Annotated in this window: 22 protein-coding genes; 8 read left to right on the top strand and 14 right to left on the bottom strand. The window is 42.8% G+C overall.

Annotated features, from left to right (window positions below):
• From RWS39_RS04810 to RWS39_RS04830, 5 genes are all read right to left on the bottom strand, one after another.
• Positions 1-4,462, bottom strand: a 4,462-nt coding sequence (locus tag RWS39_RS04810) for a mucin-binding protein (RefSeq protein ID WP_314481067.1), incomplete at its 3' end; no start/stop codon positions are given.
• 393 nt (positions 4,463-4,855) lie between these two features.
• On the bottom strand, positions 4,856-5,494 hold the full coding sequence (trmB, locus tag RWS39_RS04815; RefSeq protein ID WP_288932787.1) for a tRNA (guanosine(46)-N7)-methyltransferase TrmB: 639 nt from the start codon (positions 5,492-5,494) through the stop codon (positions 4,856-4,858).
• Positions 5,491-6,285, bottom strand: coding sequence for a cell cycle regulator CcrZ (gene ccrZ / locus RWS39_RS04820; RefSeq protein WP_314481069.1), 795 nt, complete (start codon positions 6,283-6,285; stop codon positions 5,491-5,493). Before ccrZ ends, trmB begins: the two co-directional genes overlap by 4 nt.
• Positions 6,286-6,335: 50 nt before the next feature.
• On the bottom strand, positions 6,336-7,382 hold the full coding sequence (locus RWS39_RS04825) for an ABC transporter permease (RefSeq protein ID WP_314481074.1): 1,047 nt from the start codon (positions 7,380-7,382) through the stop codon (positions 6,336-6,338).
• Entirely contained in the window at positions 7,379-8,110 is a 732-nt protein-coding gene (locus tag RWS39_RS04830) for an ABC transporter ATP-binding protein (RefSeq protein ID WP_314481077.1), read from the bottom strand. Before RWS39_RS04830 ends, RWS39_RS04825 begins: the two co-directional genes overlap by 4 nt.
• 67 nt (positions 8,111-8,177) lie before the next feature.
• On the opposite strand from RWS39_RS04830, the gene RWS39_RS04835 reads away from it, so the two are divergent.
• The gene (locus RWS39_RS04835; protein ID WP_125383691.1) at positions 8,178-8,588 is read left to right on the top strand and encodes an HIT family protein; all 411 of its coding nucleotides are present in this window, start codon (positions 8,178-8,180) and stop codon (positions 8,586-8,588) included.
• A 9-nt stretch (positions 8,589-8,597) separates the two neighbouring features.
• Positions 8,598-8,873, top strand: a complete 276-nt coding sequence (locus RWS39_RS04840) for a hypothetical protein (RefSeq protein ID WP_125383690.1) — start codon at positions 8,598-8,600, stop codon at positions 8,871-8,873.
• 97 nt (positions 8,874-8,970) lie between these two features.
• On the opposite strand, the gene RWS39_RS04845 is transcribed toward RWS39_RS04840, so the two are convergent.
• From RWS39_RS04845 to RWS39_RS04860, 4 genes are all read right to left on the bottom strand, one after another.
• Entirely contained in the window at positions 8,971-10,326 is a 1,356-nt protein-coding gene (locus RWS39_RS04845; protein ID WP_125383689.1) for a bacteriocin secretion accessory protein, read from the bottom strand.
• A 14-nt stretch (positions 10,327-10,340) separates the two neighbouring features.
• The gene (comA, locus tag RWS39_RS04850) at positions 10,341-12,494 is read right to left on the bottom strand and encodes a peptide cleavage/export ABC transporter ComA (protein WP_005591091.1); all 2,154 of its coding nucleotides are present in this window, start codon (positions 12,492-12,494) and stop codon (positions 10,341-10,343) included.
• A gap of 355 nt (positions 12,495-12,849) precedes the next feature.
• The gene (locus RWS39_RS04855) at positions 12,850-13,077 is read right to left on the bottom strand and encodes a hypothetical protein (protein ID WP_260470288.1); all 228 of its coding nucleotides are present in this window, start codon (positions 13,075-13,077) and stop codon (positions 12,850-12,852) included.
• A 68-nt stretch (positions 13,078-13,145) separates the two neighbouring features.
• Positions 13,146-13,319 carry a Blp family class II bacteriocin gene (locus RWS39_RS04860; protein WP_005592399.1) on the bottom strand — a complete coding sequence of 58 codons (174 nt, stop codon included), beginning with the start codon at positions 13,317-13,319 and terminating at the stop codon, positions 13,146-13,148.
• 226 nt (positions 13,320-13,545) lie between these two features.
• Here RWS39_RS04860 and rnhC point away from each other — a divergent pair, with 226 nt between their 5' ends.
• From rnhC to recD2, 3 genes are all read left to right on the top strand, one after another.
• Complete coding sequence (gene rnhC / locus RWS39_RS04865; RefSeq protein ID WP_314481082.1) at positions 13,546-14,430, top strand: ribonuclease HIII; 885 nt, start codon at positions 13,546-13,548, stop codon at positions 14,428-14,430.
• 3 nt (positions 14,431-14,433) lie between these two features.
• Positions 14,434-15,066: a signal peptidase I gene (gene lepB / locus RWS39_RS04870; RefSeq protein ID WP_125378937.1), complete on the top strand. Its 633-nt coding sequence runs from the start codon at positions 14,434-14,436 to the stop codon at positions 15,064-15,066.
• A gap of 77 nt (positions 15,067-15,143) precedes the next feature.
• The gene (gene recD2 / locus RWS39_RS04875; RefSeq protein ID WP_314481084.1) at positions 15,144-17,504 is read left to right on the top strand and encodes an SF1B family DNA helicase RecD2; all 2,361 of its coding nucleotides are present in this window, start codon (positions 15,144-15,146) and stop codon (positions 17,502-17,504) included.
• A gap of 64 nt (positions 17,505-17,568) precedes the next feature.
• Here the strand turns inward: recD2 and RWS39_RS04880 are convergent, their stop codons facing one another.
• The 3 genes from RWS39_RS04880 to dinB form a co-directional block, all read right to left on the bottom strand.
• The gene (locus RWS39_RS04880; RefSeq protein ID WP_314481132.1) at positions 17,569-18,213 is read right to left on the bottom strand and encodes a TetR/AcrR family transcriptional regulator; all 645 of its coding nucleotides are present in this window, start codon (positions 18,211-18,213) and stop codon (positions 17,569-17,571) included.
• 379 nt (positions 18,214-18,592) lie between these two features.
• A complete protein-coding gene (locus RWS39_RS04885) occupies positions 18,593-18,919 on the bottom strand; it encodes a hypothetical protein (RefSeq protein ID WP_314481086.1) in 327 nt (108 codons plus the stop codon).
• 208 nt (positions 18,920-19,127) lie between these two features.
• A complete protein-coding gene (gene dinB / locus RWS39_RS04890) occupies positions 19,128-20,192 on the bottom strand; it encodes a DNA polymerase IV (protein ID WP_314481088.1) in 1,065 nt (354 codons plus the stop codon).
• Between the two features lie 391 nt (positions 20,193-20,583).
• On the opposite strand from dinB, the gene pflB reads away from it, so the two are divergent.
• The 3 genes from pflB to RWS39_RS04905 all read left to right on the top strand — a co-directional run bounded on the left by pflB (position 20,584) and on the right by RWS39_RS04905 (position 24,253).
• Positions 20,584-22,899, top strand: a complete 2,316-nt coding sequence (pflB, locus tag RWS39_RS04895; RefSeq protein WP_314481090.1) for a formate C-acetyltransferase — start codon at positions 20,584-20,586, stop codon at positions 22,897-22,899.
• Between the two features lie 117 nt (positions 22,900-23,016).
• Positions 23,017-23,790, top strand: a complete 774-nt coding sequence (locus tag RWS39_RS04900) for a threonine/serine exporter family protein (protein WP_314481093.1) — start codon at positions 23,017-23,019, stop codon at positions 23,788-23,790.
• Positions 23,791-23,794: 4 nt separating this feature from the next.
• Complete coding sequence (locus RWS39_RS04905) at positions 23,795-24,253, top strand: threonine/serine exporter family protein (protein WP_314481095.1); 459 nt, start codon at positions 23,795-23,797, stop codon at positions 24,251-24,253.
• Positions 24,254-24,269: 16 nt separating this feature from the next.
• Here RWS39_RS04905 and RWS39_RS04910 read toward each other — a convergent pair whose 3' ends face one another.
• Both RWS39_RS04910 and RWS39_RS04915 read right to left on the bottom strand, forming a co-directional pair.
• Complete coding sequence (locus RWS39_RS04910; RefSeq protein WP_314481098.1) at positions 24,270-25,550, bottom strand: hydroxymethylglutaryl-CoA reductase, degradative; 1,281 nt, start codon at positions 25,548-25,550, stop codon at positions 24,270-24,272.
• On the bottom strand, positions 25,547-26,725 hold the full coding sequence (locus RWS39_RS04915) for a hydroxymethylglutaryl-CoA synthase (protein ID WP_314481134.1): 1,179 nt from the start codon (positions 26,723-26,725) through the stop codon (positions 25,547-25,549). The genes RWS39_RS04910 and RWS39_RS04915 overlap by 4 nt, the downstream gene beginning before the upstream one ends.
• Positions 26,726-26,860 lie beyond the last annotated feature (135 nt).

A 26,860-nucleotide genomic window follows, 5' to 3' on the forward strand; every position in this document is an offset into this window, starting at 1 on the left:
CCTTACCAGTTACACGGTTACGTTCACCTGTACGTGTGAAGGCTGCTTCTTGAGTTACTGGAGCTTTCAGAGCTGGACGACCTGCTGTTTGACCATCTGCGTATTCGTACTTAATCTTACGAGTGACTTTTCTATTCAACTCAGCTGGATTAGTATTGTCATCCAAGCGAGGTGTCACAACAACTGTCCAAGTTTGGTCTTTTGTCTTATCGTTATCAAACTTCTGACCATTTGGTTGAGTGAAACCATCACTTACAAGAGTGTAACCAGCTTGTTTCAACTGTTCGATACGAGATGCTGTTGAGTAAGCTACTGTCTCACCTGACTTACCAGCCACAGAATCTGTGTAAAGAGTCTTAGCTTCAACACCATTATTACCGTCTGTTACGTACTTGATAGAACCACGTTGCTCATCCAAGTTATACTTGACAACTTCTACTGGATTTTCAGAAGTAGGGTCAACAGTCACACCTGGAATTTTTGGTTTGTCTGGACTGTAGCCTGTGATCGCTGGAGATGTCACTTCTGGAAGGTTAGCATTTGGTTTATCCCAAGCACCAGGAGTTTTCTCACCTGTCACCTTGTTAACAGAAACTGGACGAGTAAACGTTACTGGTTGAGTAACTGTTGGAGGAAGCGTAGGGCGACCTTCTGTTACACCATCACCATATTGATATTGAATAGTCCGAGTAACATTTTTCGTTTCTTGTGTTGTTTCAATAACTGGAGTAACGACAACTTTCCAAACTTGGTCTTTTGTCTTATCGTTATCAAACTTCTGACCACTTGGTTGAGTGAAGCCATCACTTACAAGTTTGTAACCTGCTTGTTGAAGTTGAGCGATACGGCTAGCAGTTGAATAAACAACATCTTCACCCGATTTACCTGTAACACCGTCTGTGTAAAGAGTCTTAGCTGGAACACCGTTTTGTCCATCTGTTACATACTCGATGATACCGCGTTGATCATCTTGGCTGTAGCTTACTACTTCATCTTCGTTAGGAGATGTAGGAGTAACAGTTGAAGCTGGAACACTTGGTTTGTCTGGAGTGAAGCCAGTAACTGCTGGAGAATCAACTTTTGGAAGTTCTTCACTTGGCTTGTTCCATTGTCCAGGAGTTTCAACACCTGTCACCTTGTTTACAGAAACTGGGCGAGTAAATGTTGTTGTTTGAGTAACTGGACGAGGAAGTGCTGGACGACCTGCTGTCACTCCATCCTTGTATTGGTAACGAACGTTACGAGTAACATCTTTCGTTTCTTGTTTTGTCTCAATACGTGGAGTAAGGACAACTTCCCACTTCTGATCTACATTGTTATCACTGTCAAATCTTTGACCGCCAGCTTTAGTAAAGCCGTCGCTAACAAGATCATAACCCAACTGTTTAAATTCATTGATTTTCGCAGTTGTTGTGTAGTTGACAGGAGTGTTTGAATTACCTGTTACGTTATCTGTGTGGAGAGTCTTAGCTTCAACACCATTCTTACCATCTGTACGGTAAACGATGCTTCCCTTTTGAGTTGCAGCAGAATAGCTTACAATTTCACGCCAGCTTGGATCTGTTGGAGCAACAGATGCTGAATTTACACGTGGTTTATTTGGTGTAAAGCCTGCTACTTCTGGACTATCAACTGCCGCTACATTTTGACGAGCTGGTGTCCAATTGCCATATGTCTTAGCTCCAGTTACTGGATCTTCTGACACTTGACGAGTAAATTGAACTGTTTGCTCAACAGGTTGTGGAAGCGCTGGGCGTCCTGCTGTTACACCATCTTCATATTCGTAAGCGACTGTACGAGTAACATCCTTAGTTTCAGTTGTTACTTTTGGATCATTCTTACGGTAGGAAACGATTTCACGCCAGCTTGGATCTGTTGGTGAAACAGTAGCTGAATTTACACGTGTTTTATTCGGTGTAAAGCCTTGAATCGCTGGTGTATCAACCGCATCTACAGTTCGAGTGCTTGGAGTCCAGTTGCCGTATGTCTTCTTACCAGTTCTTGCATCTTCTGATACCCGACGCGTGAATCGTACATTTTGTTGTACCTCACGTGGAAGTGCTGGACGACCTGCTGTTACACCATCTTCATATTCGTAAGCGACTGTACGAGTAACATCCTTAGTTTCAGTCGTTACTCTTGGAGCATTCTTATCGTAGTATACCGTTACATCTCTTGGAGTAGAATTTGGATTTACCGTAATTCCTGGAACTGTTGCTGTATCTGGTGTATATCCCGGTACATCTAAAGAATCTACAGGCGCAAAATTCTTAGATGAAGGAGTCCATGGACCTGGTCTTCCATCTGTCACAGTCCGAGTGAACTTAGCTGTTTGAGTGTAAGTTGGCGGAAGTGTTGGTCCTGTCACACCTGGTCTATATTTGTAATAAATATTACGAGTAACTGTCTTAGTTTCAGTATTTACCTTTGGAGCATTCTTGTCGTAGTAAACCGTTACATCACTTGGAGTAGAACCTGGATTTACTGTAAGCCCTGGAACTGTCGCTATATCTGGTGTATATCCTGGTACATCTAGAGAATCTACAGGTGCAAAATTCTTAGATGCAGGACTCCATGGACCTGGTCTACCACCTGTCACAGTCCGAGTGAACTCAGCTGTTTGAGTGTAAGCTGGCGGAAGTGTCGGTCCTGTCACACCTGGTTTATATTTATAATAAATAGTACGAGAGACTGTCTTCTTTTCTGTCTTCGTATCAGTTGCACCTCTACGGTAAACGTAGGTTACTGTACCGTTGGTACCCCAGTCAGCCAGAGTTCCTGAAGGTGGCAAGCTACCTCTCTTCATTCCAATGAAACCATAGCCAGGAATCGTCTTCTGTTCAGTGGTATAAGGCTTAGCCTTGAAGGCACCTTGTGGATAAGTTACTGAGCCTTCAGCGATTTCTCGACCTTGCTCATCTTCATAACGTACGTCAACAGAGGCACTTTGATAGAAGTCGAAGCGTTTGATTTGGAACTGTTGCAAGTTCTTGTAGTTACCAGTCGTCGCCGTAACCACCATGGACATCAGTTGTTCTGGAGTAGAAACTTTCTTCTTCCATTGCTTAATCCCAAGATTACTTTCGTAAGAGACAGTTAATTCCTTGGTTACACCGTCATACTGGATAGCAAATCTGTGGAAACGACCATCCAAGTCACTTGAGTCTAGACGTTGAGCACTACCAGCATCTGTCTCAGCCCACCAGCGGTCATACTCACCACCAGTGAAGATACCTCCACCACGAACTTTTTTATGAGTAGTATTTACCCAGGCACCAAATTGTCCCAGACGAGGGTCTTCCGCCCAACCATATTGGAATGAGTCCGTATTGCTAGTATCAAAACGGTTCCCTTTCGGTGGTGTGTGGACGTTCCAGAAAGTATCCAGCTTGAAACCATTCGCGTTACGCAAACCACCAATACCAAGGTTACCACCATCGGCACCTAGGTCTGTTGTATTCCCTGTATGGAAGGCAAAACCAATACCATCGGCACCATAGCGTTCCTGAGTCTTATCACCAAGGTTAACTCCACCAGTCAGCTTGAAGCTTTGGTTCATATTGATCTTACTCTTCAGACTGAAGTTACCTGTCTTAGAGGTTTCATCTGGAGTAAGGGTCACGATACCATCGTATGAATTATAGGTAGCTGAACCATTCAATCTGAAGTAGTCAAGGAAGTTTTCTTTTGTTACAGTTGTCTTCCCTGTTTGTGGGTCAAATGAACGGAAGCCACTTTCTCCTGATTTACGGAAATCAGCGTAACCTTTATTTACTTCGCTTTGAGCAGCTGCTAATGTTGAATTAGCTTCACTTTTGGCTACTGCATTTGCTGCTTGGCTAGCTGTTGCCAAACTAGCTGCTTGGCTAGCTGCCTTTTCAACTGATACCTTAGCAGGTTCTACAGCAGCAGTTGATTCTGTAGCTGCTTCAGATGAAACCGCAGTTGACTCTGCAGTAGCTGAAGTAGCTGGGCTAACTCGAGCCTCAGACTGAATTGCAGCGGTTGATTGGCTAGTCGCTACTGAAGCTTTAGACACTTGTGAAGTAGCTTCTTTCAAGACTGCTTCACTTTTTGAAGTAGCTTCTGATTTAACATTCTTGTCTTCTACTTTGCTAGATAAATCTTCTGCAGAGGTAGAAGATGCTGTAGAGGCAGCACTTGAAACTGCATTGCTTTCAGCAGCAGTTGCTACGGTAGAATTCTTTTCTATGGCCGACTCGGAGTCAGAATCATTCGCTCCCGAATCTTCTCCTGAATCTGGCACAGAGGTCGTTTTCTCCGTAGAGGTGCTTGAAGAATCCGTCTTAGCTAACGTATCGGCTGAAACGACATTCCCCCCAAAGAACATGAAAGCTGCGACTGCTACAGAAGCCACGCCCACATTAAACTTACGGACTGAGTATCGAAGTCGTTTCTCAGCACTCGCACGGTTTAATCTGCGTCTCGCATTTTTATCCATGAACATCTCTCCTTTTTTAAATATAGTCCAACCACCTATTGCTCAACGTCTTAAAGCCTGAGCAGCAAAGCGTTTCAAAATATATGATTGGTGATTATAATGCCAAAGTTTGGACATCAAACCATACCTATAATTATACCGTTTTCCTCCTATTATATCAAGGATTTTGCTATCTAATTTTTTTCTGTAACAAAAGTGACATATATTATTATCGGAATAAGGAGATCTTGTATCTTTGTTATCTTGGAAACGTTATCCTTAAAGAAAAATCATCCTTCAAGACTAAAAAACAAACCAAAATAAAAAAAGAATCCTTCACAGGAATGTGTACCAAAAGTTAGACTCAAAATCTAACAATTAAGACACAATCTCTGCTTAGAACTCTCTCAATTTTTATTGAAACTCTGCTTCGACTCGGTAAATAACCTGGCCCTTGCTAGAGAATTTTTGTTCATATTCAGTCAAGACATTGCCTTCAAAGTCACTGGCATGAAGATCCAGCCAAACACCTTTGAGAACCATGCCATACTGCGAAAAGCTGACCAGGCTGTATTCGAACAAGCCACGGTTGTCCGTTTTGAAGTGGATTTCACCTTTTTCTGGCAAAATTTGCTTGAAGGTATCCAAGAAAGACTTATAGGTCAAGCGACGTTTTTCATGCCGTTTCTTAGGCCATGGATCAGAGAAATTCAGATAAAGTCGGTCAATTTCTCCATCTGCAAAGTAGTTGGTCAAATCTGAACCATCCACCCAAAGTAGCTTAATATTAGGTACATCAGCTGCCAAAACCTTATCCAAGGCGTAACTAAGGACAGACTTCTGAATGTCAATCCCGATGTAATTGATGTTTGGATTAGCCTTAGCCATCCCTGTAATGAAAGCCCCTTTACCGCTTCCGACTTCAACGTGGATAGGGTGGTCATTACCAAAAATTTCCCGCCATTTTCCCTTGGCATCAACTGGATTTAGAACCACGTAGTGGGGGTTAGCCTCTAATAACTCTGTTGCTCCCTTACGATTTCTTACTCTCATCTTACCTTTCCATACTTAGAACGGAAGTTGCGTAGAGCGTAAATCTCCCGGTTCACATTTTCTAAATCATTGTTTTCGTAATATTTAGCAATCTGCATCAGATAAGAGTATTGACCAAACCAATACAGTTTTTTGATAACCTTGTCATTGTACTTATAACCATAGTAGGTTAGCCACTCCTGCCAATTGGTATCTGGGATATAGTGACTCAATATATGAGCAACATCCAACATTCTGTCCGTCAAGCGAACCGAATCCCAATCCACCAAATAAATCAAGCCACTGTCCGTCTGAAACCAGTTGCTATGACGCACATCACCATGGACAATCGTCGCATAGTCCTCACGAAAAGCAGGTACCGTTTGCCGCAAATCCCGAATAATAGATTGCAGGTACTGATTGTTCCTCAAAACGACCGGCGCTTGATTGAGCCAGCTATTGATTAAATCGATCGGCGTTTCCAAAATATAACCCAATTTAGCCAACTGAGTCATCAGAGGCCGCGACCGATGCAAACGCGTTAAAATATTGATCACTTGCTTTTTAGACATATCATTAGGTGTTAAAATGACACCTGAAAGCCATTCTTGCCCGCTCATGACATTGCCATCTGGCAAGCGTCGACTCCACAGAAGTTGCGGAGCAATTTGTTCTCTGGCTAAGCCTGCCAGAATCGGGGTCGTATTCATCTTGACGAAAACTCGCCCCCCGTCTGGATAAGTTCCCATATAGGCCTTTCCGCTCTTACCAGCTATTGGTGTCAGGGCTAGCTCGTTATCAACCAAGACCATGATTCCCCTCCTTAAAAAGTTTCCTCACTATTTTACTAATTTTCATTCTTTTAGTCAACCAATCTTTTTAGTTTATATGGCAAATAGACTAGATACAAAAAGATTGTCGCTCCAAACATTGCTAACACTGCTATCTTATCTTGGAAAAAGAGCACTGCCACTAGCGTTTCAAAAAGCAAAACACTATGTCCAATCCCTGTAATAACCTGTCTTGCGCCCTTGATTTTAGACTTGCTATCCAGCGGGAAAAGCTTAGTTAAATACTGATAATCAAGAGCTTCATACAAAGCCAATAACTGAAAAAGCAAAAGATAGTTGAAGAGAACAACAAAACCTGCAGCAATCCAAGGCTGACTGACGAAGACAATTGTCAAAAGGGCTAAAAGTAGGAGACGCAAGGTCAGAGGGAATAAATCGCCATTGCGAAGATAAGAGCGCAGAAACATATTTTGCCAAGTCTTAGCATGGGTCTTAGGCAATAGTCTCGTCAGCCCGTCCAAATAAGCTCTTCTTTTGATACTATTAGAAATGCCTTTCACATTTGTGAAGAGGGCAAAGAAACGAAGAACTTTCTGCTTACGACCTTCCTCAGCTGCGATTGCATATTGCCAATCGAGACGTTCAGACAAGAAAAAGCGACGTCCCTTGAACTGGAAAACAAGCCATTTTAGCAATAACATAAGGAGACAGTACAGCCCAAAGCCCCAGATTGGCAAACCTAGAGCCAAAAACAGCGGCGCTAACAAGACCAGCAACAAGGTTTGCAGCAGACCAAAGAGAATATAAGAGCGCTGGATTTGTCCCTTGACAAACTCAATAACCGCCTGCTCCTGCACTAGCAAGAAGAGCTTATCCGGCTTCTCCAGATAGGTTGCGATATGTCCAAAAGGAAGAATGAGCACAGAAAATAAAACTAATCCTACTATTATCGGCCAAGACTGACTAGGGAAATTCCGCAGCAATTGATTGTACTGAACCGCCAGAAATCCGAGAAAAATCAATAAGAACAGGACAAAGTGATCATTGAGAACATAGCGCAGATACTTCAGACAGCGCTGACGAAAATCCTGCTTGCGTTTAGCAAATACTTCTTTCATAGCGCAGCCTCTTCCGTCAAGGCAAGATAGATGTCATTGAGACTAGCTTCCGGCATCTGAAATTGTTCTCGCAACTCAGCCAGATTGCCTTTAGCGCGCACCTGCCCTTTATGCAAAATCACAAAGCTATCGCACATCTTCTCAGCCGAGTCCAGAACGTGGGTACTCATAAGGATGGACTTACCTTTTTTCTTTTCCTCATCCAAGAGCTGGATAAGATCTGCAATAGCTACCGGATCCAGCCCCAAAAAAGGCTCATCCACGATAAAAAGACTAGGATCCACCACGAAAGCACAGATAATCATGACCTTCTGCTTCATTCCCTTAGAGAAATGCACTGGAAACCAGTCCAACTTATCCTTGAGTCGGAAGATAGTTAAGAGGCGCTCCACGCGCTCAAAAGCGTCTTCCTGCTCGATATCGTAAGCCATGGCCACCGTTTCAATATGCTCACGCAGGGTCAGCTCTTCGTAGAGACTCGGTGTCTCTGGGATAAAACCAATCTTCTTACGGTAGGCACTAGGATTTTCTCGCAGCTGCAAACCATCAATCCGAATTTCTCCCTTGTAAGGCGTCAAAAGGCCAATAATCTCATTGATAGTCGTGGATTTACCAGCACCATTGAGACCAATCAAACCAACCAACTGGCCATTGCCCACTTCAAAGCTGACATCCTTTAAAACCGGGATATTTACATAACCACCCGTAAGCTCTTTGATTTCTAACATATTTTCTCCAAATCTGGTATAATAGTTCTTATATTATAACAAAATCTAGCGAATAGAGGTATCATTTATGGCTGATTGTATTTTTTGTAAGATTATCGCAGGGGAAATCCCGTCTTCTAAAGTTTATGAAGATGACCAGGTAGTTGCCTTTCTAGACATTTCTCAGGTCACTCCAGGCCATACTTTGGTCGTTCCCAAGCAGCATTTCAGAAATCTTTTGGAAATGGATGCAGACAGTGCTAGTCAGCTCTTCGCTCGTGTCCCAGACATCGCCCGCAAGGTCATGAAAGCAACAGGCGCCAAGGGCATGAACATCCTTAACAACAACGAAGAAATTGCTGGACAGACGGTCTTTCACACCCATGTCCACCTAGCTCCTCGCTATGAAGAGACAGACGGTCTACAAATCAGCTTTGAAACCCACGAACCAGATTTTCCAGCCTTAGCTCAATTGGCTGAAAAGATTACTCAAGCCTAAGGAGGGACTATGAAATTTTCAAATCTTATGCTGTTCACAGGTGCCGCCTGGACCAGCTACCGATTGGTCAAAAATCGGAAGGAAATCAGCCAAGAAGTCGTCGAAACATCTGATATCCTAGATAAAATTCAGGATAATTTAGCTAACATCCAGCACAATCTCGCCATTATCCAAGAACAGCGAGACAATATCAAGGAAATGGCTCAGGACTTGACTTATAAATACAAGATTTTCGAAAAACAAGCCCAAGCTCAAATTTCACAAATACAGGATATCTGGCAATAGAAAACTTTCTCATAACAACAAAAACCATGGCACAACCATGGTTTTTTCATATTTGCGAGATAAAAACTTCAATCAAAACTTATCGACTATTCTTCCTTTAGTCTCTTCTCAAGAATTGATCCAAGTAATAGTCAAAGTAGGTTTTGCTTCCTGTAATGACTACCGCACGACCTTCAATACCATAACGCATCTTCTTTGCTTGGGCATCCGTTAAGCTTATTTCAGCTTCCACCTTAAAGAAGTTGCCTTTTTCCGTTTTCGTCGCATTGTTGTCAATGTTTGAAATTTTAGATTTGAGAACAAATTCTTTATTATTTCCATCCATTGCAGTGAAACGCAGAGTCTCACCTTTTTTCAGACTAGCTACATCTTTCGAGGTCACATAGGTTGTGATGACGACCTTTTTTTCCTTGGTCAAAACAGGATACAATTGAGCGAGCAACTTCCCTTCGGGAACCAGATTCGCTCCTGCTGTTTCAGGATTTAGGTGGAGAATACCATCTTCAGTTGCTGTGATCATACCCTTTTGAGTGATACCACCTTGAACCTTGAGATTGTTTTCAACTTCTAAAATCTTTTGATTCAGAGCCGTCAATTCTTGACCAACTTTAGTCAACTGCTGAGCTTTCAAAGACTCAAGCTGACTATCCAGGCTACCAGAATAGGCTTGCTGAGCACCAGAACCCGCATACTGTACCCGATAACCCGCAAGAGCTGATTCAAACTGAGAAATCTGACTATCAATTTGCGAAAGAACCTGACTCTTTAGCTGACCTTGACTATCTGCAGCAGCTTGTGCCTCATAAGCCTGATAGATGCTATAGCCGGCATTAGTCGAAGGAACACTTGTTCCATTTTGGATAGCATTTCTAAGGGTCTGGTAATCTGCTAATTTAGCATTTGTTTCATTGATCAGATTCCCCAGCTCTGCCTGTGAATTACTAGCTGCTGAATTTTGAGAAGCAATGGTCGAATTTTGCTGCTCGGTATTACTACGGATACTCGCAGCTTGATTCTTGTAATCATTAAATGCTTGCTCATAGCCGAAGCGATCCTCTCCTGAAAACTGGCTAGTCCCCGTCTTCAGACTTTCTTGCAGCAGCTCCAACTGACGTTTTTGCTCCTTCAAGCTTTCTACTTGAGAGGAGAAAGTTTCTTTTTGAGTATTTTCACTATCAGACTTATACTGAACTAAAAGATCCCCTTTTTTTACAACCTTATTTTCCTTCAAATTATTAGTGACAATGGCATTGTTACTGGTTGATTGGATGTTGGCTAGAATCTTGCTAGGTTCAATAGAAGCACCTGAAGTAATAGTGATTTCTTTTTTAGCAAAGAGAGAGAATAAGACCACAAAAATCAACAAGAAGAAAGTCGGTAAAATCACGCGCACAGAAAAGCTAGAATATCTACGGTTATAAAATTCGGCACTCTCTAAGTAATGTTCTTCCATCTTCTTTCTCCTTTCTAACTATTCACCAGATGAGCATAGAAACCATCCTGAGCAACCAACTCTTCATGCGTCCCTTGCTCCACGATTTCACCCTTGTCCAGAACAACCACTTTTTCAGATCGCTCCGCAATGGTCAATCGATGGGCAATGAAAATGATGGTCTTGTCCAACTCCAAAAGGTTGTCAATGATCTTTTTCTCTGTCAAGATATCCAGATTGCTGGTCGCCTCATCAAGGATCAAAACAGGAGCATCGGTCAAAAGAGCCCGAGCCAAGGCCAAGCGCTGACGCTGACCACCTGAAATTCCTGAACCATCCGATGTCAATTCTGTTTGGTAATTCAAAGGCATCCGTTCAATATCTTCACGAATTTCCGCAATTTCCAGCGCTCGAATGATTTCTTTCTGAGTCGTTCCGGGTTTTGCACCTAGGAGAACATTCTCCAAAATGGTACCATTAAAGACATAAGGCTGTTGCGGCAAGTAATTGATATGACGGCGCAAGACATGCTTGTCAATCTGATTGAGGTTGATATTATTAACCAGAATTTCTCCCTCGTTTGGATCGTAAAAGTTCACGATCATCTTGGCAAGAGTCGTCTTTCCAGAACCAGAAATTCCCACAAATGCCACCTTGCTGCCTCTTTCAATGGTCAAATTAATATCCGACAGAACATTTCGTCCATAGCCATACTTGTAGCTGACATTTCGCAACTCAATGTCGCCCTTGGTCATGCTCAAATCACGGATCGCTTTTTTATCCATAAATTCAGAGTCAACCAGATAAACCTCGTTCAAGCGATTATTGGCAACTTGGGCAGTCTGAAGCTTGGTCTGTAAATTGATAATATTTTCCAGCGGATTTGTGAAATAAACCAGCAAAGTATTATAAGTAATCAACTGCCCCAAGGTCATTTTATTGTCCATTACCAAAAGGGCTCCCATCCAAAGGATTGCAACATTCAGCAAGAGCTGAGCCGTCTTCTTCAAGCCGATTTGGATATTTTCCATCCGACTATAGGCAAATGATTTCTTCAGATAGTCAACAAATTCTCTATCAATCTTTTGATAGCGGAAATCTTCACTTGTCAAGGATTTGATCGTCTCAATACCATTGATATCTTCGATAATAGAAGAAGACAGAATGGCATTGGATTCCATCGTGTCGCGATTCATTTTTTCAAATGGCTTCATGAAAGCGAAAATCACGACGATATAGATAGGCAGCGAAAGCAAACTGATAAAGAACAAATAGAAGTTTTGTGAGAACAAAACAATTGCCATGACGACAACGATAGACACATCCAAAAAGATGGACAGAATAGTACTAGCTAAGGCATCAATGATACTATTGGCATCGTTGAAGCGCGATACGATTTCCCCTGTCCTTCTCGTCGCAAAAAAAGACATGGGTAGATGAAAGACATGCTTAATATAGGACAAAATCACATCAATCGAAAGGCGTTGGCCTAAAATGAGAAGCAGATAGCTCTGAGCATAAGTTAGGACCTGTTGCAAAATGTAGACGACTATTAGACCGAGAGAAATAATTCCTAAGGTATTCCTCATCTGATTCGGTACGTAAGTATCAATAATCCCCTGCATGTAGTAAGAACCCACGATATTGATAATCGTCACCAGCATCGTTGCAATAACGATATTGGCAATCAGTCCCTTTTGTTTCATTAAAATCGGAACAAAAGACCAGAGGCCATTTTTCTTTTCCTTGTGTGGTCTATATTCTGGCGCTGGGGCGATGAAAATAGAGACACCTGTCCACTCTTGCGCAAACTGTTCCTTAGAAAGCTTGGTCATTTTAACAGCCGGATCCGGATCCGCAATATAAACCGAATGTTTATCGTGCCCAGTCACAACATAATAGTGAAGCAATTTCTTGTCTTTGATAACATGGGCGATAAAAGGATAAACGATCCCCTTCATGTCAAATAAAGACATATCCGCTTTAAAGGCTCGTGTTTCAAAACCTAACTCTTCGGAAACCTTCACGAGCCCAAAAGCAGTTGTTCCTCTTAAAGTTGTCTTGGCCATTTCACGCAAACTGGCCAAAGAATAATAGGAACCATAATAACCATATATCATGGCTAGCGCTGCTACACCACAATCTCTCGCGTCAACTTGAGCCCTATAATGACGCTTTGTAAATCTCATACAAACTCCTTTATTCACAAAAGTGTAAATTTGCTTTTATGGAGAACGACCCTCGCATAAAAACTCCTAATAGTGAACTTACTTTTTCAACAGTAGTTACTTGCCAACTCGATGCTTATCAGTTCTCTCCAACAAAAAACAAACACAAAATTAAGGAGGGAAAATTTTCATAGTAAGCAAAAAAGTAGGTATCTATATCATACACTAATGTGGCGTATTTTTCCAATGGTATCAGTCGTTTTACTCTATACAAGCACAAAATTACTTAAAAAACAGACCTAAAGTAACTTTTACACTAAAAAGCCTCTTGTCCAAATCAAGACGAACAAGAGGCTTTATATCGAAACAAAAAATATTAGTTAAAAACGTCTGGGCTTGCAGCACCACCGTTGTTAGCACCGCCACCATTGCTAGAACCACCAGATCTTGAACCAAATCTACCTCTGATGCGACCATATGCACGAATAGCAAGTCCACGTACAGTGCGACCAACTTCACGACCGATATCAAACACGGCACGTACAAGGTCACCACCGACCCATCCACCTTCTACTTCAACCAATTCAGCTTCAGTAAGAGGCATAAATTTTTGATCTAATGATTTAAAATCTTTGTTCATAAAATTCACCTTCTTCTATTTAAAATATTAAATTAGCTGAAAAGTCCTACTAAGAAACCTGAAACCAATGAGCCACCCAAAATAGCCAATGATACTGTGAAAATATCAACAGGGATACCGTAGAAAGCCCATCCACCGTCGATCATCATCATTTCTTCTTCAGTCAACGCAGCGAATTGGTTGTCCATCATAGCAAAGTTTTCCATATGTGTTCTCCTTTTTTTACAAGGCTTCCTTAACCTTGTTAATATATTGTTTGTGGTCAGTTTTATTCAAACATCGCTTCAACACTTATATTATACAACAACCCTATCGGGTTCAACATGACATTTATGTCATGTTTGGAAGAAAAATGTGTAATTTTTTCATAATCTTTTAAATATCCTGTTTTTCCCATTTTCCCTAGTTTCATTTTGTGGTACAATAGGGGCTATGGAAAGTATTACTTTGAGTCCTAAACAAGGAGAAATTCAGGCTTTTGTCCAGAAATATCAAGACAAGCTTGTGCCTAGTAAAAATCAGTATATCCAATATCTACTGAAATTGAACCAGGCAACTGTCAGTATCTATACTTCTGGCAAGGTTCTTTTCCAAGGAGAAAAAGCTGGTCACTATGCTGCTTTTTTCGGCCATCAAGCCGAGGAAACAAGCAAGACCGATCAGAACATTTCCCTTATAGGTACGGATGAGGTCGGAAATGGCTCTTACTTTGGTGGTTTAGCAGTTGTTGCTTCCTTTGTCAGTCCAGAACAGCACGCTTTCTTGCGCAAGTTAGGCGTGGGCGACTCAAAGACCTTGACCGACCTTAAGATTCGGCAGCTGGCACCAATTCTGAAAAAAGAAATCCAACATCAGGCTCTGCTCCTGTCTCCAGAAAAATATAACGAAGTGATTGCCTCTGGTTACAATGCTGTGTCTGTCAAGGTAGCTCTTCACAATCAGGCTATTTATCTACTGCTGCAAAAAGGTTTGACACCAGAAAAAATCGTCATTGATGCCTTTACCAGTCAGCAGAATTATGACAAATACCTGAAAAATGAAAAGAATCATTTTCCAAATCCCGTTAGCCTCATTGAGAAAGCGGAAGGAAAGTTTCTAGCTGTCGCCGTTAGCTCCATTATCGCTCGCGACCTCTTCCTGGAAAATCTGGAAAATCTGAGTCAAGAGCTTGGCTACACCCTTCCGAGTGGAGCTGGAAGCAAGAGTGACCAGGTTGCTAGCCAAATCCTCCAAGCCTATGGAATGGCTGGCCTCCAGCATACCGCTAAACTTCATTTTAAAAATACAGAAAAAGCTAAAAAGCTCTTAGAAAGGTAGACTATGAAAAACAAACGCTTTGACTTCCGTGCCTTCCTCAAGGAGTGGGGAGTCTTTACCCTGATTATCTCTGCCATCTTGCTCACTCGCTGGCTGCTCTGGGCACCTGTCAAGGTAGACGGTCACTCTATGGATCCAACCTTAGCCAATGGTGAGTATTTGATGGTTTTGAAACACCAGTCTATTGACCGTTTCGATATTGTTGTAGCCTCCGAAAAGGATGACGATGGCAAAAAGAAAGAAGTCGTCAAGCGGGTGATTGGCCTTCCGGGTGATACCATTCAGTACGAAAACGACACCCTCTATATCAATGGTAAGAAGACTGATGAACCTTATTTAACAGATTACATCAAGAAATTCCAAAAGGACAAGCTCCAGTCTACCTATGTAGGCAAGGATTACACGGACAACGGAACTTTCTTCCGTAAGCTGGCCTCTCAAGCCCAGGCCTTTACCGTGGACAAAGAGGGCAGCCCTGTCTTTACCATCAAGCTCCTAGATGACGAGTATCTGCTTTTAGGTGACGATCGAATCGTGTCCAAGGATAGCCGTCAAGTAGGTGCCTTTAAATCCAGTCAGATTCAAGGCGAAGCTAAATTCCGCATCTGGCCAATCCTACCTTTCAAGACTTACTAATACTTAAGAGTATACCCCATCCAAACTCAGTTGACTACTCAGCTGGGTTTGCTTTTTAAAGAGCACATATAGAAACAATGACAGAATTTTATTTTTCAGGCACTATTGAGCGCATCATTTTTGAAAATCCCAGCAATTTCTTTCGAATCCTCCTCTTGGATATCCAAGACACGGATTGTGAAGATTTTGATGATTTTGAGATTATTGTGACCGGAACCATGGCCGATGTTATCGAAGGTGAGGATTATACATTTTGGGGCAACCTAGTCCAACATCCAAAGTACGGACAGCAACTAAAAATTTCCCGCTACGAGAGGGCAAAACCAACTAGCAAGGGGCTGGTTAAATATTTTTCCAGTGACCACTTTAAGGGTATCGGGGTCAAGACAGCTCAAAAAATCGTGGAACTCTATGGGGACGAAACCATTGACAAGATTTTAGCTGAGCCAGAAAAACTCAAAGAAATCACTGGCCTTTCTGCCAAGAACCGAGAAGCCTTTGTAGCCAAACTGCAACTCAACTATGGAACAGAGCTGGTCTTAGCTAAGCTGGCTGCCTATGGCATTCCCAATAAATTAGCCTTTCAGATTCAGGAAACCTACAAGGAAGAAACGCTGGAAATCGTCGAGCACTATCCCTACCAACTGGTTGAAGATATCCAAGGCATTGGTTTTAAAATCGCTGACCAGCTGGCCCAGCAGTTGGGAATTGAAAGTGATGCCCCTGAGCGTTTTCGGGCTGGCTTGCTTCATACCCTTCTGACCCAGTCCATGGAAACTGGCGACACCTATTTGGAGGCCAGAGACCTATTGGCACATACGATTGAGCTTCTAGAGAGTTCGCGTCAAGTAGAGCTAGATCCCAGTCTGGTAGCCGATGAATTGGCTCACCTGATTGAGGAAGACAAGGTCCAGAATGTCGAAACTAAGATTTTTGAAAACAGCCTATTCTTTGCCGAGGAAGGCATCCGCAGCAATCTGGTCCGCCTCTTGGAAAAAGGCCATCAGGATCGCTTTGAAGAAGAGAAAATCCTCAATGCCATCAGCCAAGCTGAAGATGACTTAGGCATCCACTATGATCAGATTCAGAAGCAAGCCATTTTCGACGCTATCACACAAAAAGTCTTTATCCTGACGGGTGGACCAGGAACAGGCAAAACAACCGTTATTAATGGTATCATCGCTGTCTATAGCCAGATTCGGGGCTTGGATTTGAAAAAGAAGGCAGATTTGCCCATTCTCCTTGCTGCACCGACTGGTCGAGCTGCTCGCCGTATGAACGAGCTGACTGGCCTGCCCAGCGCTACGATTCACCGCCACCTCGGTATGACTGGAGATGATGATACCAGTCATTTGGATGATTATCTGGATGCTGACTTTATCATCGTGGACGAGTTCTCCATGGTAGACACTTGGCTGGCCAATCAGCTCCTCAGTAATATCTCCTCCAATACCAAACTGCTCCTGGTTGGGGATGCAGAGCAGTTGCCCTCTGTCAGCCCTGGGCAGGTATTAGCTGACCTACTGCAAATACCGAGCATTCCCCAGACCAAGCTGGAAAAAATTTACCGTCAGAGCCAAGATTCGACCATTGTCACTCTGGCTAATCAAATCCAAAAGGGACTGCTGCCAGCAGATTTTACTGAGAAAAAAGCGGATCGTTCTTATTTTGAAGCTCGAAATGAACACATCCCGCCCATGATTGAACGAATTACCAGCGCAGCTATTCGCAGCGGCATCCCAGCTCAGGATGTCCAAGTGCTGGCTCCCATGTACCGCGGACAAGCCGGCATTGACCAGATTAATAGCCTCATGCAAAATCTCATCAATCCTGTGGAAAAAGACCAGCTGACCTTTGAAGCACCCGATTGCCAATATCGACAAGGAGACCGGGTTATCCACTTGGTCAATGATGCTGAAAGCAATGTCTTTAACGGTGACTTGGGCTACATCGTCGACCTGCTGCCAGCTAAGTACACCGAGTCCAAGCAGGACGAATTAACCATCAACTTTGACGGCAATGAAATTAGCTACCAGCGCAGCGAATGGTACAAAATTCGCCTAGCCTATGCCATGAGCATCCACAAGTCTCAAGGTAGCGAGTTTCCCGTGGTCATCCTTCCCATTACCCGAAGCAGCCACCGCATGCTCCAGCGCAATCTGGTCTACACCGCGATTACCCGAGCCAAGAGCAAACTGATCCTACTTGGGGAAAAGTCAGCCTTTGACTACGCCATAAAAAATACCGGAACAGCCCGCAAAACCTATCTAATCCAACGGTTTGAGGATATAGAACCCCCTCAAGAACTTATCCACAATCCTGTGGATAATAACGAGTCATCTGTGGAAAACTATATCCTGACTGAGGAAAACTTCCAGAAAATTGATCCTATGATTGGGATAACAGAAGATGATATTAACAGTATTTTTGAAACATAAACGCAAAAAGCAGTTGAGAGTTATTCTCAACTGCTTCTTTTACTTTATGCAAGCAACAATATACCTAGCAGCCCCTCTTTAAATATGTCAAAGTCTGCTCCATCAGCTCGTCACTAAGGATATCAATACCAATGGATTCCAGCATGAAGCGGATAAAGCGGAGACGCTCAACCTGCTTTTCAAAACTTTTCTCTGAGAATTGACCCACTAGCCAAAAATTAAGCAAGAGAAGGAAAACTTCAGCTCCTTCATCTGGAAACTGAGTCTGAAAGGAGCCATCCGCCATCCCCTTCCTGATAATTGAAGCAATAATAGAGGCGCTGACTTTCAGATTATCCTGCAAGATGGACAGACCAAAACCCGCGTCCTTATCGTACTCATCCATAACCGAATCCATGGCATGAATGGTCTGGCTCTCCAGATTGGCCTTAACGAGCGCCTGTAACTGTTCCTTTCCGCTCAGCTGCTCGGTCGCTTGCAAGGTCCGAGCGATTTCTTCCACCATCAGTTCCTTCCGATGCTGCATCACCTTTAGGATAATCTCCTCCTTTGAGTGAAAATGATGATAAATAGCTCCTTTTGAAATACCTGCTGTCCGAGCGATATCCTGCATGCTGGTTTTTTCATAGCCTTTTTGAACGAAAAGTTGAGAAGCTGTTGCTAAAATTTTTTCGATCATTGCCTGAGATTTGTCTGCTCTCGCTGCCATTGTTGTTCCCTTCATTTCTAGTCTAGCCCTATTCTATCAAAAAATCTGGGAAATACAAAAAAACTACATACTCACAGCTATATTTCACTTCTGGTGCTATCTCGTCCTACCTCCTTTTGATGGACTTGGTACCAGAGACAGATACTATAGAGAGCCAGTAAGCAGTAGCCAATGATATTTATCAAACCATGAAAGAAAATGCAGTAAGGGATAGACTGGCTTTTTTGTAAAGAGCAATCAGGTAAAAGGCGACAAAGGCAAAAATGAGCTGCCAAACTGCCCAGACTATCCTCACTGCCTCAGTAGCTAGTAGAAAAGGCCGTAGTTTTCTATTTCCAAACTGTTCTAGATCGCCCAATTTACCTAGGCTTTCTATCTACTACTTGTTCCTTTCCTGATCTTGCAATCGCTTGATATGACAGAGATTAGAGGCAATACTCAGACCTCCTATTGCCATAATACCTAGTCCTCGCCAAGGGCTAAAGACAGAGGTCAGCAGACCACCAGCAAGGACAGCATAGCCAGCTTTGACTCCCCACTTAGAATAGCGGATGCCATTCTCACCTCGTGTCATCTTTTCCAACTGCACTTTACGTTTTTCTGCCTGCTGCCGCAAAAACTCTTTTTGGCCTTTACGCTGCCTATTCAGCTCCTGATTCAACTTGAGGATATGCTCACTTGTTTTTTCTACCACAGATTTCTTCATTCTTGCTCCTTTTCAAAAAACCGACTAGACGGTTTTTATTTTATAATCTCAGTATAACAGACACTGAAAAGCATGTCCAGTATTTTTAAAAAAGGTTTTTTTATAGTCAATGAAATCATAAGACAACTTCGAAGCTAATCACAAGCAACTCTCTCATACTAAAAATTATATCTAAAAAAGCTCGGTAACGAACCAAGCCTTTATCTTTTTATCCAAACCCCGTCACTGTCAGTCCTAACAAGCGAACGCCTCGCGGCTGCTCTTCCAGGCTGTCATAGATTTCATGACTAACCCGCTCAATCACTTCGACTTCCTTCGTTTCTTGCTTCAAGGTTCTCCTTTTGGTTAAGGTTGAAAAGTCAGCATAGCGGATTTTAAGGACAACTGTCTTGCCAGCCTTCTGGTGTTTCTCTAAGCTGAGGGCGACCTTAGCTGCCAAGCGAGATAGTTCTTTTTTTATATCCTCCTCGCCATGGAGCAATTTGGCATAAGTTCGCTCCTTACCGATAGACTTGCGAATACGATTGGACTTGACCGGGCTATTGCTAATGCCACGCGCTTTCCGGTAGAGATCAAAACCAAAGCGGCCGAACTTATCAATCAAGGTCATTTCTGGTATTTGGAGCAGATCCGCACCAGTATAAACACCCATTTTATGCAGTTTCTCGACACTCTTCTTACCAACTCCATGAAACTTGGCAATATCCATAGGCGCCAGAAAGGCCTCAGCCTCTTCGGGTAAAATAACAGTCAGACCATGAGGCTTCTCATAGTCACTGGCAATCTTGGCCAGAAATTTATTATAAGAAACGCCTGCAGAAGCCGTCAGCTGCAGTTCATTCCAGATATCATGCTGGATCAGCTTGGCTATCTTGACCGCAGATTTAAGCCCTAGCTTATTTTCCGTCACATCCAGATAGGCCTCGTCGATACTCATGGGCTCAATTTTATCCGTATAGCGCTTAAAAATTTCTCGAATCTGCAAACCAACTGCCTGATATTTTTCGTAATTCCCCGAGATAAAAATCCCCTGCGGGCAACGCTCGTAGGCTTCCTTGGAACTCATAGCTGAATGAACTCCGAACTTCCTAGCTTCGTAATTACAGGTCGAAACCACACCGCGTCCACCCGTCTGACGCGGATCACTACCGATAATCACTGGCTTCCCCTTAAGCTTAGGATTGTCCCGCTCTTCGACCGAAGCAAAAAAAGCATCCATATCAATATGAATGATCTTTCGCGATGTATCATTGATTAGCGGAAAAATTAGCATGGCCTCTCCTATAAGTAGAATAGCTCTTTAAGAAATTTTATCATTTTTAAAGCAAGTTTCAAAGGATTTTTATTCAAAAGCAAAATCAGAAAATGTGAGACACTTTCTGAGGTTCATAGACAAAGTATTAAAATAGGAATTTCAGTATTGGACAAATTTTTCCATAGTAACGTTCAAAGCAAGGACAAAATAATTCAACTTATCAGCTTCTTTCTACTATTTTCATTTACCATTTTCAAAATTATAAAACAGTTTACAACAAAATATCAATCTGTATTATAAAAGAAAGCCTCTTTTAGCACTGAAATTCGTTTGTGAAACCGATTACCTTATGATATACTTTAATTATAAATGTAACAGTTTATGTTGCTAGAATAAAGAGGAAAATCTAATGGTTGTTAAAACAGTTGTGGAAGCTCAAGACATTTTTGACAAGGCCTGGGAAGGCTTCAAAGGTGAAGACTGGAAAGAGAAAGCAAGTATCTCTCGCTTCGTTCAAGCCAACTACACACCTTACGATGGAGATGAAAGCTTCTTGGCAGGTCCTACTGAGCGCTCACTCCACATCAAGAAAATCGTAGAAGAAACAAAAGCTCACTACGAAGAAACTCGTTTCCCAATGGACACTCGTCCAACATCTATTGCAGATATCCCTGCTGGTTATATTGACAGAGATAACGAACTAATTTACGGTATTCAAAACGACGAACTCTTCAAATTGAACTTCATGCCAAAAGGTGGTATCCGTATGGCTGAAACGACTTTGAAGGAAAATGGTTATGAACCTGATCCAGCTGTTCACGAAATTTTCACAAAATATGTGACAACTGTTAACGACGGTATTTTCCGTGCTTATACTTCTAACATCCGCCGTGCTCGTCACGCCCACACTGTAACTGGTCTTCCAGATGCTTACTCACGTGGACGTATCATCGGGGTTTACGCACGTCTTGCTCTTTACGGTGCAGACTACTTGATGCAAGAAAAAGTCAACGACTGGAATGCTATCAAAGAAATCGACGAAGAAACAATCCGTCTTCGTGAAGAAGTAAACCTTCAATACCAAGCTTTGCAACAAGTTGTTCGCTTGGGTGACCTTTACGGAGTTGATGTCCGCAAACCAGCGATGAACGCGAAAGAAGCAATCCAATGGGTTAACATCGCCTTCATGGCTGTCTGCCGTGTGATCAACGGTGCTGCTACATCTCTAGGACGTGTGCCAATCGTATTGGATATCTTTGCAGAACGTGACCTTGCTCGTGGTACATTTACTGAATCAGAAATCCAAGAATTTGTTGATGATTTCGTTATGAAACTTCGTACAGTTAAATTTGCTCGTACAAAAGCTTATGACCAATTGTACTCAGGTGACCCAACCTTCATCACAACTTCTATGGCTGGTATGGGTAACGACGGTCGTCACCGTGTTACTAAGATGGACTACCGTTTCTTGAACACTCTTGACAACATCGGTAACTCTCCAGAACCAAACTTGACAGTTCTTTGGACTGACAAATTGCCATACAACTTCCGTCGCTACTGTATGCACATGAGCCACAAACACTCTTCTATCCAATACGAAGGTGTAACAACAATGGCTAAAGACGGATACGGTGAAATGAGCTGTATCTCATGCTGTGTGTCACCACTTGACCCAGAAAACGAAGAACAACGCCACAACATCCAGTACTTCGGTGCTCGTGTAAACGTTTTGAAAGCCCTTCTTACTGGTTTGAACGGTGGTTACGACGATGTTCACAAAGACTACAAAGTATTTGACATCGATCCTATCCGTGACGAAGTTCTTGAATTCGAATCAGTTAAAGCGAACTTTGAAAAATCTCTTGACTGGTTGACTGACACTTACGTAGATGCTTTGAACATCATCCACTACATGACTGACAAGTACAACTACGAAGCTGTTCAAATGGCCTTCTTGCCAACTAAACAACGTGCTAACATGGGATTCGGTATCTGTGGATTTGCTAACACTGTTGATACATTGTCAGCTATCAAGTATGCTACCGTTAAACCAATCCGTGACGAAAATGGATACATCTACGATTACGAAACAATCGGTGAATACCCACGTTGGGGTGAAGATGACCCACGTTCAAACGAATTGGCAGAATGGTTGATCGAAGCTTATACAACTCGTCTACGTAGCCACAAACTTTACAAAGACGCAGAAGCTACAGTATCACTTTTGACAATCACATCTAACGTTGCTTACTCTAAACAAACTGGTAACTCACCAGTCCACAAAGGTGTATACCTTAACGAAGATGGTTCTGTGAACTTGTCTAAACTTGAATTCTTCTCACCAGGTGCTAACCCATCTAACAAAGCTAAAGGTGGATGGTTGCAAAACTTGAACTCACTTGCTAGCCTTGACTTTGGTTACGCAGCTGACGGTATCTCATTGACAACTCAAGTTTCACCTCGTGCCCTTGGTAAGACTCGTGACGAACAAGTGGACAACTTGGTAACAATTCTTGATGGTTACTTCGAAAATGGTGGACAACACGTTAACTTGAACGTTATGGACTTGCAAGATGTTTACGACAAGATCATGTCTGGCGAAGATGTTATCGTACGTATCTCTGGATACTGTGTAAATACTAAATACCTCACTCCAGAACAAAAAACTGAATTGACACAACGTGTCTTCCACGAAGTTCTTTCAATGGATGATGCACTTAGCTAAGCCTCTTTCCTAATTGTAAAACCAGCTGAAAATCAGCTGGTTTTCTTTTGCTTTGGAGAGATAGCTTTGAGCATTTGTGTTATAATAGAGTTATTGTGAAATGAAAAAGGGGATATAATGGCTGAGAAAATGTCTACAGATGAAAAAAATCTTAATCTGGCCGTCGATGTTATCATGCTAGCTGGGACCTTGCTATTACAAAGCGGCTCAGAGATTTATCGGGTCGAAGATACCATGATCCGGATTGCCCATTCGCAGGGCATCGTGGACTGTAATGCCTTAGCCATGCCAGTTGCCATATTCTTTTCCATTGAAAATACCAATATTTCTCGAATGAAGCGAAATATCCATACGAACTATAATATCGAGAAGGTCTGTGATGTCAATCAAGTCTCTCGCCAACTGGTTAGTGGTGCCATCAATCTGGAAGAAGCTCTTGAACAGCTAAAGGCACTTAAGACAAAAGGGGTTCCCTATAGCAAAAGAGAACTCATTACAGCAGCCACACTCAGCGCTCCTTTCTTTTCGATCATGTTCGGAGGAAATTTCTACGATGCTCTTGGGGCTGGTATAGCGACCCTATTTGGCTTTTCTTTCTCCCTTTATGTCGATAAATACATTCGGATTCCTTTCGTATCAGCCTTTGCTGGGGCTTTCGTCTTCGGATTATTAGCCCAGATTTGGGCTCGCTACTCAGGCTTCGATTCAACAGCAGACTTGATTATCGCAGGGGCTGTCATGCCCTTCGTCCCAGGAATCGCTCTGACCAACTCAGTTAGAGATATCATGACCAACCATATCAACTCTGGAATGAGCAAACTCTTTGAATCACTCCTCATTACCCTTGCTCTCGGCGCCGGCACCTCTGTCGCCCTCATTCTTATGAAATAAGCCTATGACAATCTTGACTTTCTTACTACAAGCTCTGGCCAGCCTACTGGCCATCATCACCTTTTTAATCGTCCTAAATGTCCAGCGGAGTATGCTGATTCCTGGCGGAGTCTTAGGAATGGCCACTTGGCTACTCTATCTCCTGTTCAAAGGACCGACCAATGTCATTATTGCAACCTTTGTGGCTGCTATCATTGGTTCCTGTGCCAGCCAAATCCTCAGCATCATCTATAGAACGCCAGCTGTCGTCTTTATTTTGGCTATTCTGGCTCCTCTGGTGCCTGGTTATATTTCCTATCGGACAACTGCCTTTTTTGTGACAGGCGATTATAGTCAGGCCATGGTTCATGCTACCTTGGTCGTCATCCTAGCCTTGGTCATCTCTATCGGGATGGCTAGCGGGACTGTCGTCTTAAAGATTTACAGCTACCTGAAGAAACATCCTCTTCACTATAAAAAATGAGTCAATACATATTGACTCATTTTTCTTTACGCATTTTAGCTAGAATTTCCTTGGCTTTTGCCTGATTGAATTGCTTCTCTTTGAGAAGTTCTGCAACAACAGAAGCAATCTCATCTTCCTGAGCACCTGCCAATAAAGCTAGAGATTTAGCTTGGAGCTTCATGTGGCCAGCCTGAATTCCCGTGGTCACAAGCGCTCTCAAGGCTGCAAAATTCTGCGCTAAGCCGACAGAAGCGATAATCGAAGCTAATTCTTTGGCTGTCGGTTGCCCCAATAAATCAAAACTAGCGACAACCATTGGATTAAGCCCAATCGACCCTCCCTTGGTCGCAACAGGCATGGGTAGAGTCAACTGGCCATAGAGCTTTTCTTCTTCTAGATCGACCTCCCACTGACTCAATCCTTGGTAGCCGCCATCGCGAGCGGCATAGGCATGGGCTCCAGCTTCAATGGCCCGCCAATCATTTCCTGTCGCCAAAAGAACTGCATCAATTCCGTTAAAAATACCTTTATTATGCGTGCTAGCCCTATAAGGATCCTGCTTTGCAAACTGACTGGCTAGAGCGATTCTTTGAGCAGTGCGTTCAGCTTCTGCCTTATCTCGACTGAGTGAATGGAAATCAATTTCACAAGAGGCTGTTACGAGTGCCTCAGTCGCATAATTAGATAGAATGGCCATCAAGCTCTGTCCACTTGTTAACTCCTCCAACCGTTCTTTTAGGGCTTCTAGCATCGTATTAAGGATATTGGCACCCATGGCTTCCTGAGTGTCCACGACAAGGTAGACGACTAGAAAGTCCGTCTCTCCCTCCAGGAAATCCGTTCTCAAATCACGCGCCCCACCTCCTCGCTTGACGATGGAAGGATGGGCTTGATTCGCCAATTCTAATAAAGCTGACTTGTCATTTTGAATCTGCTCTAGAGCTTTAGCTACATCAGGCACATCATAGAGTGCGACCTGCCCAATCATCTGCCGATTATGAATCTTGGTTTTGAAACCGCCATTGCGCTTAATGATTTTTGCTGCAAAACTAGCAGCAGCAACGACAGAGGGCTCCTCTGTCACAAAAGGTACCTGATAAACCTGCCCATCTATGAGAAAGTCTGGTGCGATCGAATAAGGTAATGCTAAAACAGAAAGCACATTTTCACTCATTTGATTGGCTGTCTCCAGCGGCAGATGGCTTTGATTAGCAAGATTTTGCCAATTCTCATCCTGGAGTAGCTCATGGGCTTTTAGAAACTCTAGCCGCTCTGTAGGTGTCTTTTTAGAAAATCCAGTCCAATTTATTTTCATGATGGTTTCTCAACTTTGATATACTTGCGCTGGTGTTGGTCTATTTGAACCAAGGCGTAAACTTGGTCATCGTAGCCAGAAAAGGCAGCTGAGCCGTTTTCATCCAGCTGGGCTTCTGCAAAGAAAAGCTCTTCATAGGCAGCAACCGTCAATTCCTGCCGTTGATTCAATTGCTCCAAACGATGAGACGTCAGCTGTTTTTCATAACCTTCTACCAGATTGGCACTGAAAATCTCAGCGACAGCACCACTACCATAACTAAATAGAGCAATCTTGTCACCAGCCTTAAGATTTTCAGAGTTTTCTAAGAGGGACAAGAGCCCCAAAAAGAGCGAGCCTGTGTAGATGTTTCCAACCTTTTGGCTATAAAGAATAGACTTTTCAAAGTTTTCTTGCAGTTTTCTCTGCTCTTCCTGAGACAAGCTTTTATCCATAATTTTATTCAGCCCCTTCAGCGCCAATTTGGGATAGGGAAGATGGAGACAAACCGCTGCAAAGTCTCCCAAAGTTAAAGCATGACGCTTTTGATATTCCTTCCATGTTGTCTTAAGGCAATCCAAATACTGCTGGGTTGAGTAAACACCATTGACATAAGGAGTCGTAGAGTAATTTGGACGCCAAAAATCCATAATATCACGAGTCTGAGCCACATTATCTTCATTGAATTCAAGGATGCGTGGATTTTGACTAATCAGCATAGCGATAGCGCCTGTACCTTGAGTCGGCTCGCCTGGCGTCTCCTTCCCATATTTGGCAATGTCACTAGCGATGACCAAGACCTTGCTTTCTGGATATTGTCTGATATGCAGCTTGGCATAGTCTAGAGCAGCAGTTGCCCCATAGCAGGCCTCTTTAATTTCAAAGCTACGAGCAAAGGGCTGGATACCCAAAAGACCGTGAATAAAGACCGAAGCCGCCTTGCTTTGGTCGATGCTAGACTCCGTTGCGACAATGACCATATCAACGACCTTCTTGTCCTCTACAGTCAAGATTTGCTCAGCCGCTGCTGCGCCCAAAGTAACAATATCCTCAGTTAAAGGAGCAATACTGATCTCCTTCATCAATAATCCCTTGCTGAGCTTGTTGGGATCAATGCCCCGCTCCTCAGCCAGATGATCTAATTTTAAAACATAATTGCTGGTCGCAAAACCGATTTGATCGATTCCGATTTTCATCATAAAGACCTCATTCAATTCATTTGATAGCTAATAGTATTCAGACATTATTTTACCATAATTAAGGCTAAAACTCTTTTAAAAACCATTTTTTAAGCTCAAATCCGACTTGAGACGGAGAAAGCTCGGCATCAA

The organism is Streptococcus cristatus (genome assembly GCF_963529205.1).
GTDB classification, from domain to species: Bacteria; Bacillota; Bacilli; order Lactobacillales; family Streptococcaceae; genus Streptococcus; species Streptococcus cristatus_O.

What these genes read in the sequence shown, in the direction of transcription:
- ccrZ (WP_314481069.1), bottom strand. Translation starts at nt 6,285, where the DNA reads ATGGTCTTGGTTGATAACGAGCTAGCCCTGACACCAATAGCTGGTAAG.
- RWS39_RS04885 (WP_314481086.1), bottom strand. Translation starts at nt 18,919, where the DNA reads ATGAAGAAATCTGTGGTAGAAAAAACAAGTGAGCATATCCTCAAGTTG.
- RWS39_RS04915 (WP_314481134.1), bottom strand. Translation starts at nt 26,725, where the DNA reads ATGAAAATCGGAATCGATCAAATCGGTTTTGCGACCAGCAATTATGTT.
- pflB (WP_314481090.1), top strand. Translation starts at nt 20,584, where the DNA reads ATGGTTGTTAAAACAGTTGTGGAAGCTCAAGACATTTTTGACAAGGCC.
- recD2 (WP_314481084.1), top strand. Translation starts at nt 15,144, where the DNA reads ATGACAGAATTTTATTTTTCAGGCACTATTGAGCGCATCATTTTTGAA.
- RWS39_RS04905 (WP_314481095.1), top strand. Translation starts at nt 23,795, where the DNA reads ATGACAATCTTGACTTTCTTACTACAAGCTCTGGCCAGCCTACTGGCC.
- RWS39_RS04840 (WP_125383690.1), top strand. Translation starts at nt 8,598, where the DNA reads ATGAAATTTTCAAATCTTATGCTGTTCACAGGTGCCGCCTGGACCAGC.
- RWS39_RS04880 (WP_314481132.1), bottom strand. Translation starts at nt 18,213, where the DNA reads ATGGCAGCGAGAGCAGACAAATCTCAGGCAATGATCGAAAAAATTTTA.
- lepB (WP_125378937.1), top strand. Translation starts at nt 14,434, where the DNA reads ATGAAAAACAAACGCTTTGACTTCCGTGCCTTCCTCAAGGAGTGGGGA.
- trmB (WP_288932787.1), bottom strand. Translation starts at nt 5,494, where the DNA reads ATGAGAGTAAGAAATCGTAAGGGAGCAACAGAGTTATTAGAGGCTAAC.
- RWS39_RS04900 (WP_314481093.1), top strand. Translation starts at nt 23,017, where the DNA reads ATGGCTGAGAAAATGTCTACAGATGAAAAAAATCTTAATCTGGCCGTC.
- RWS39_RS04835 (WP_125383691.1), top strand. Translation starts at nt 8,178, where the DNA reads ATGGCTGATTGTATTTTTTGTAAGATTATCGCAGGGGAAATCCCGTCT.
- RWS39_RS04860 (WP_005592399.1), bottom strand. Translation starts at nt 13,319, where the DNA reads ATGGAAAACTTTGCTATGATGGACAACCAATTCGCTGCGTTGACTGAA.
- rnhC (WP_314481082.1), top strand. Translation starts at nt 13,546, where the DNA reads ATGGAAAGTATTACTTTGAGTCCTAAACAAGGAGAAATTCAGGCTTTT.
- RWS39_RS04855 (WP_260470288.1), bottom strand. Translation starts at nt 13,077, where the DNA reads ATGCCTCTTACTGAAGCTGAATTGGTTGAAGTAGAAGGTGGATGGGTC.
- RWS39_RS04830 (WP_314481077.1), bottom strand. Translation starts at nt 8,110, where the DNA reads ATGTTAGAAATCAAAGAGCTTACGGGTGGTTATGTAAATATCCCGGTT.
- RWS39_RS04845 (WP_125383689.1), bottom strand. Translation starts at nt 10,326, where the DNA reads ATGGAAGAACATTACTTAGAGAGTGCCGAATTTTATAACCGTAGATAT.
- dinB (WP_314481088.1), bottom strand. Translation starts at nt 20,192, where the DNA reads ATGCTAATTTTTCCGCTAATCAATGATACATCGCGAAAGATCATTCAT.
- RWS39_RS04825 (WP_314481074.1), bottom strand. Translation starts at nt 7,382, where the DNA reads ATGAAAGAAGTATTTGCTAAACGCAAGCAGGATTTTCGTCAGCGCTGT.
- comA (WP_005591091.1), bottom strand. Translation starts at nt 12,494, where the DNA reads ATGAGATTTACAAAGCGTCATTATAGGGCTCAAGTTGACGCGAGAGAT.
- RWS39_RS04910 (WP_314481098.1), bottom strand. Translation starts at nt 25,550, where the DNA reads ATGAAAATAAATTGGACTGGATTTTCTAAAAAGACACCTACAGAGCGG.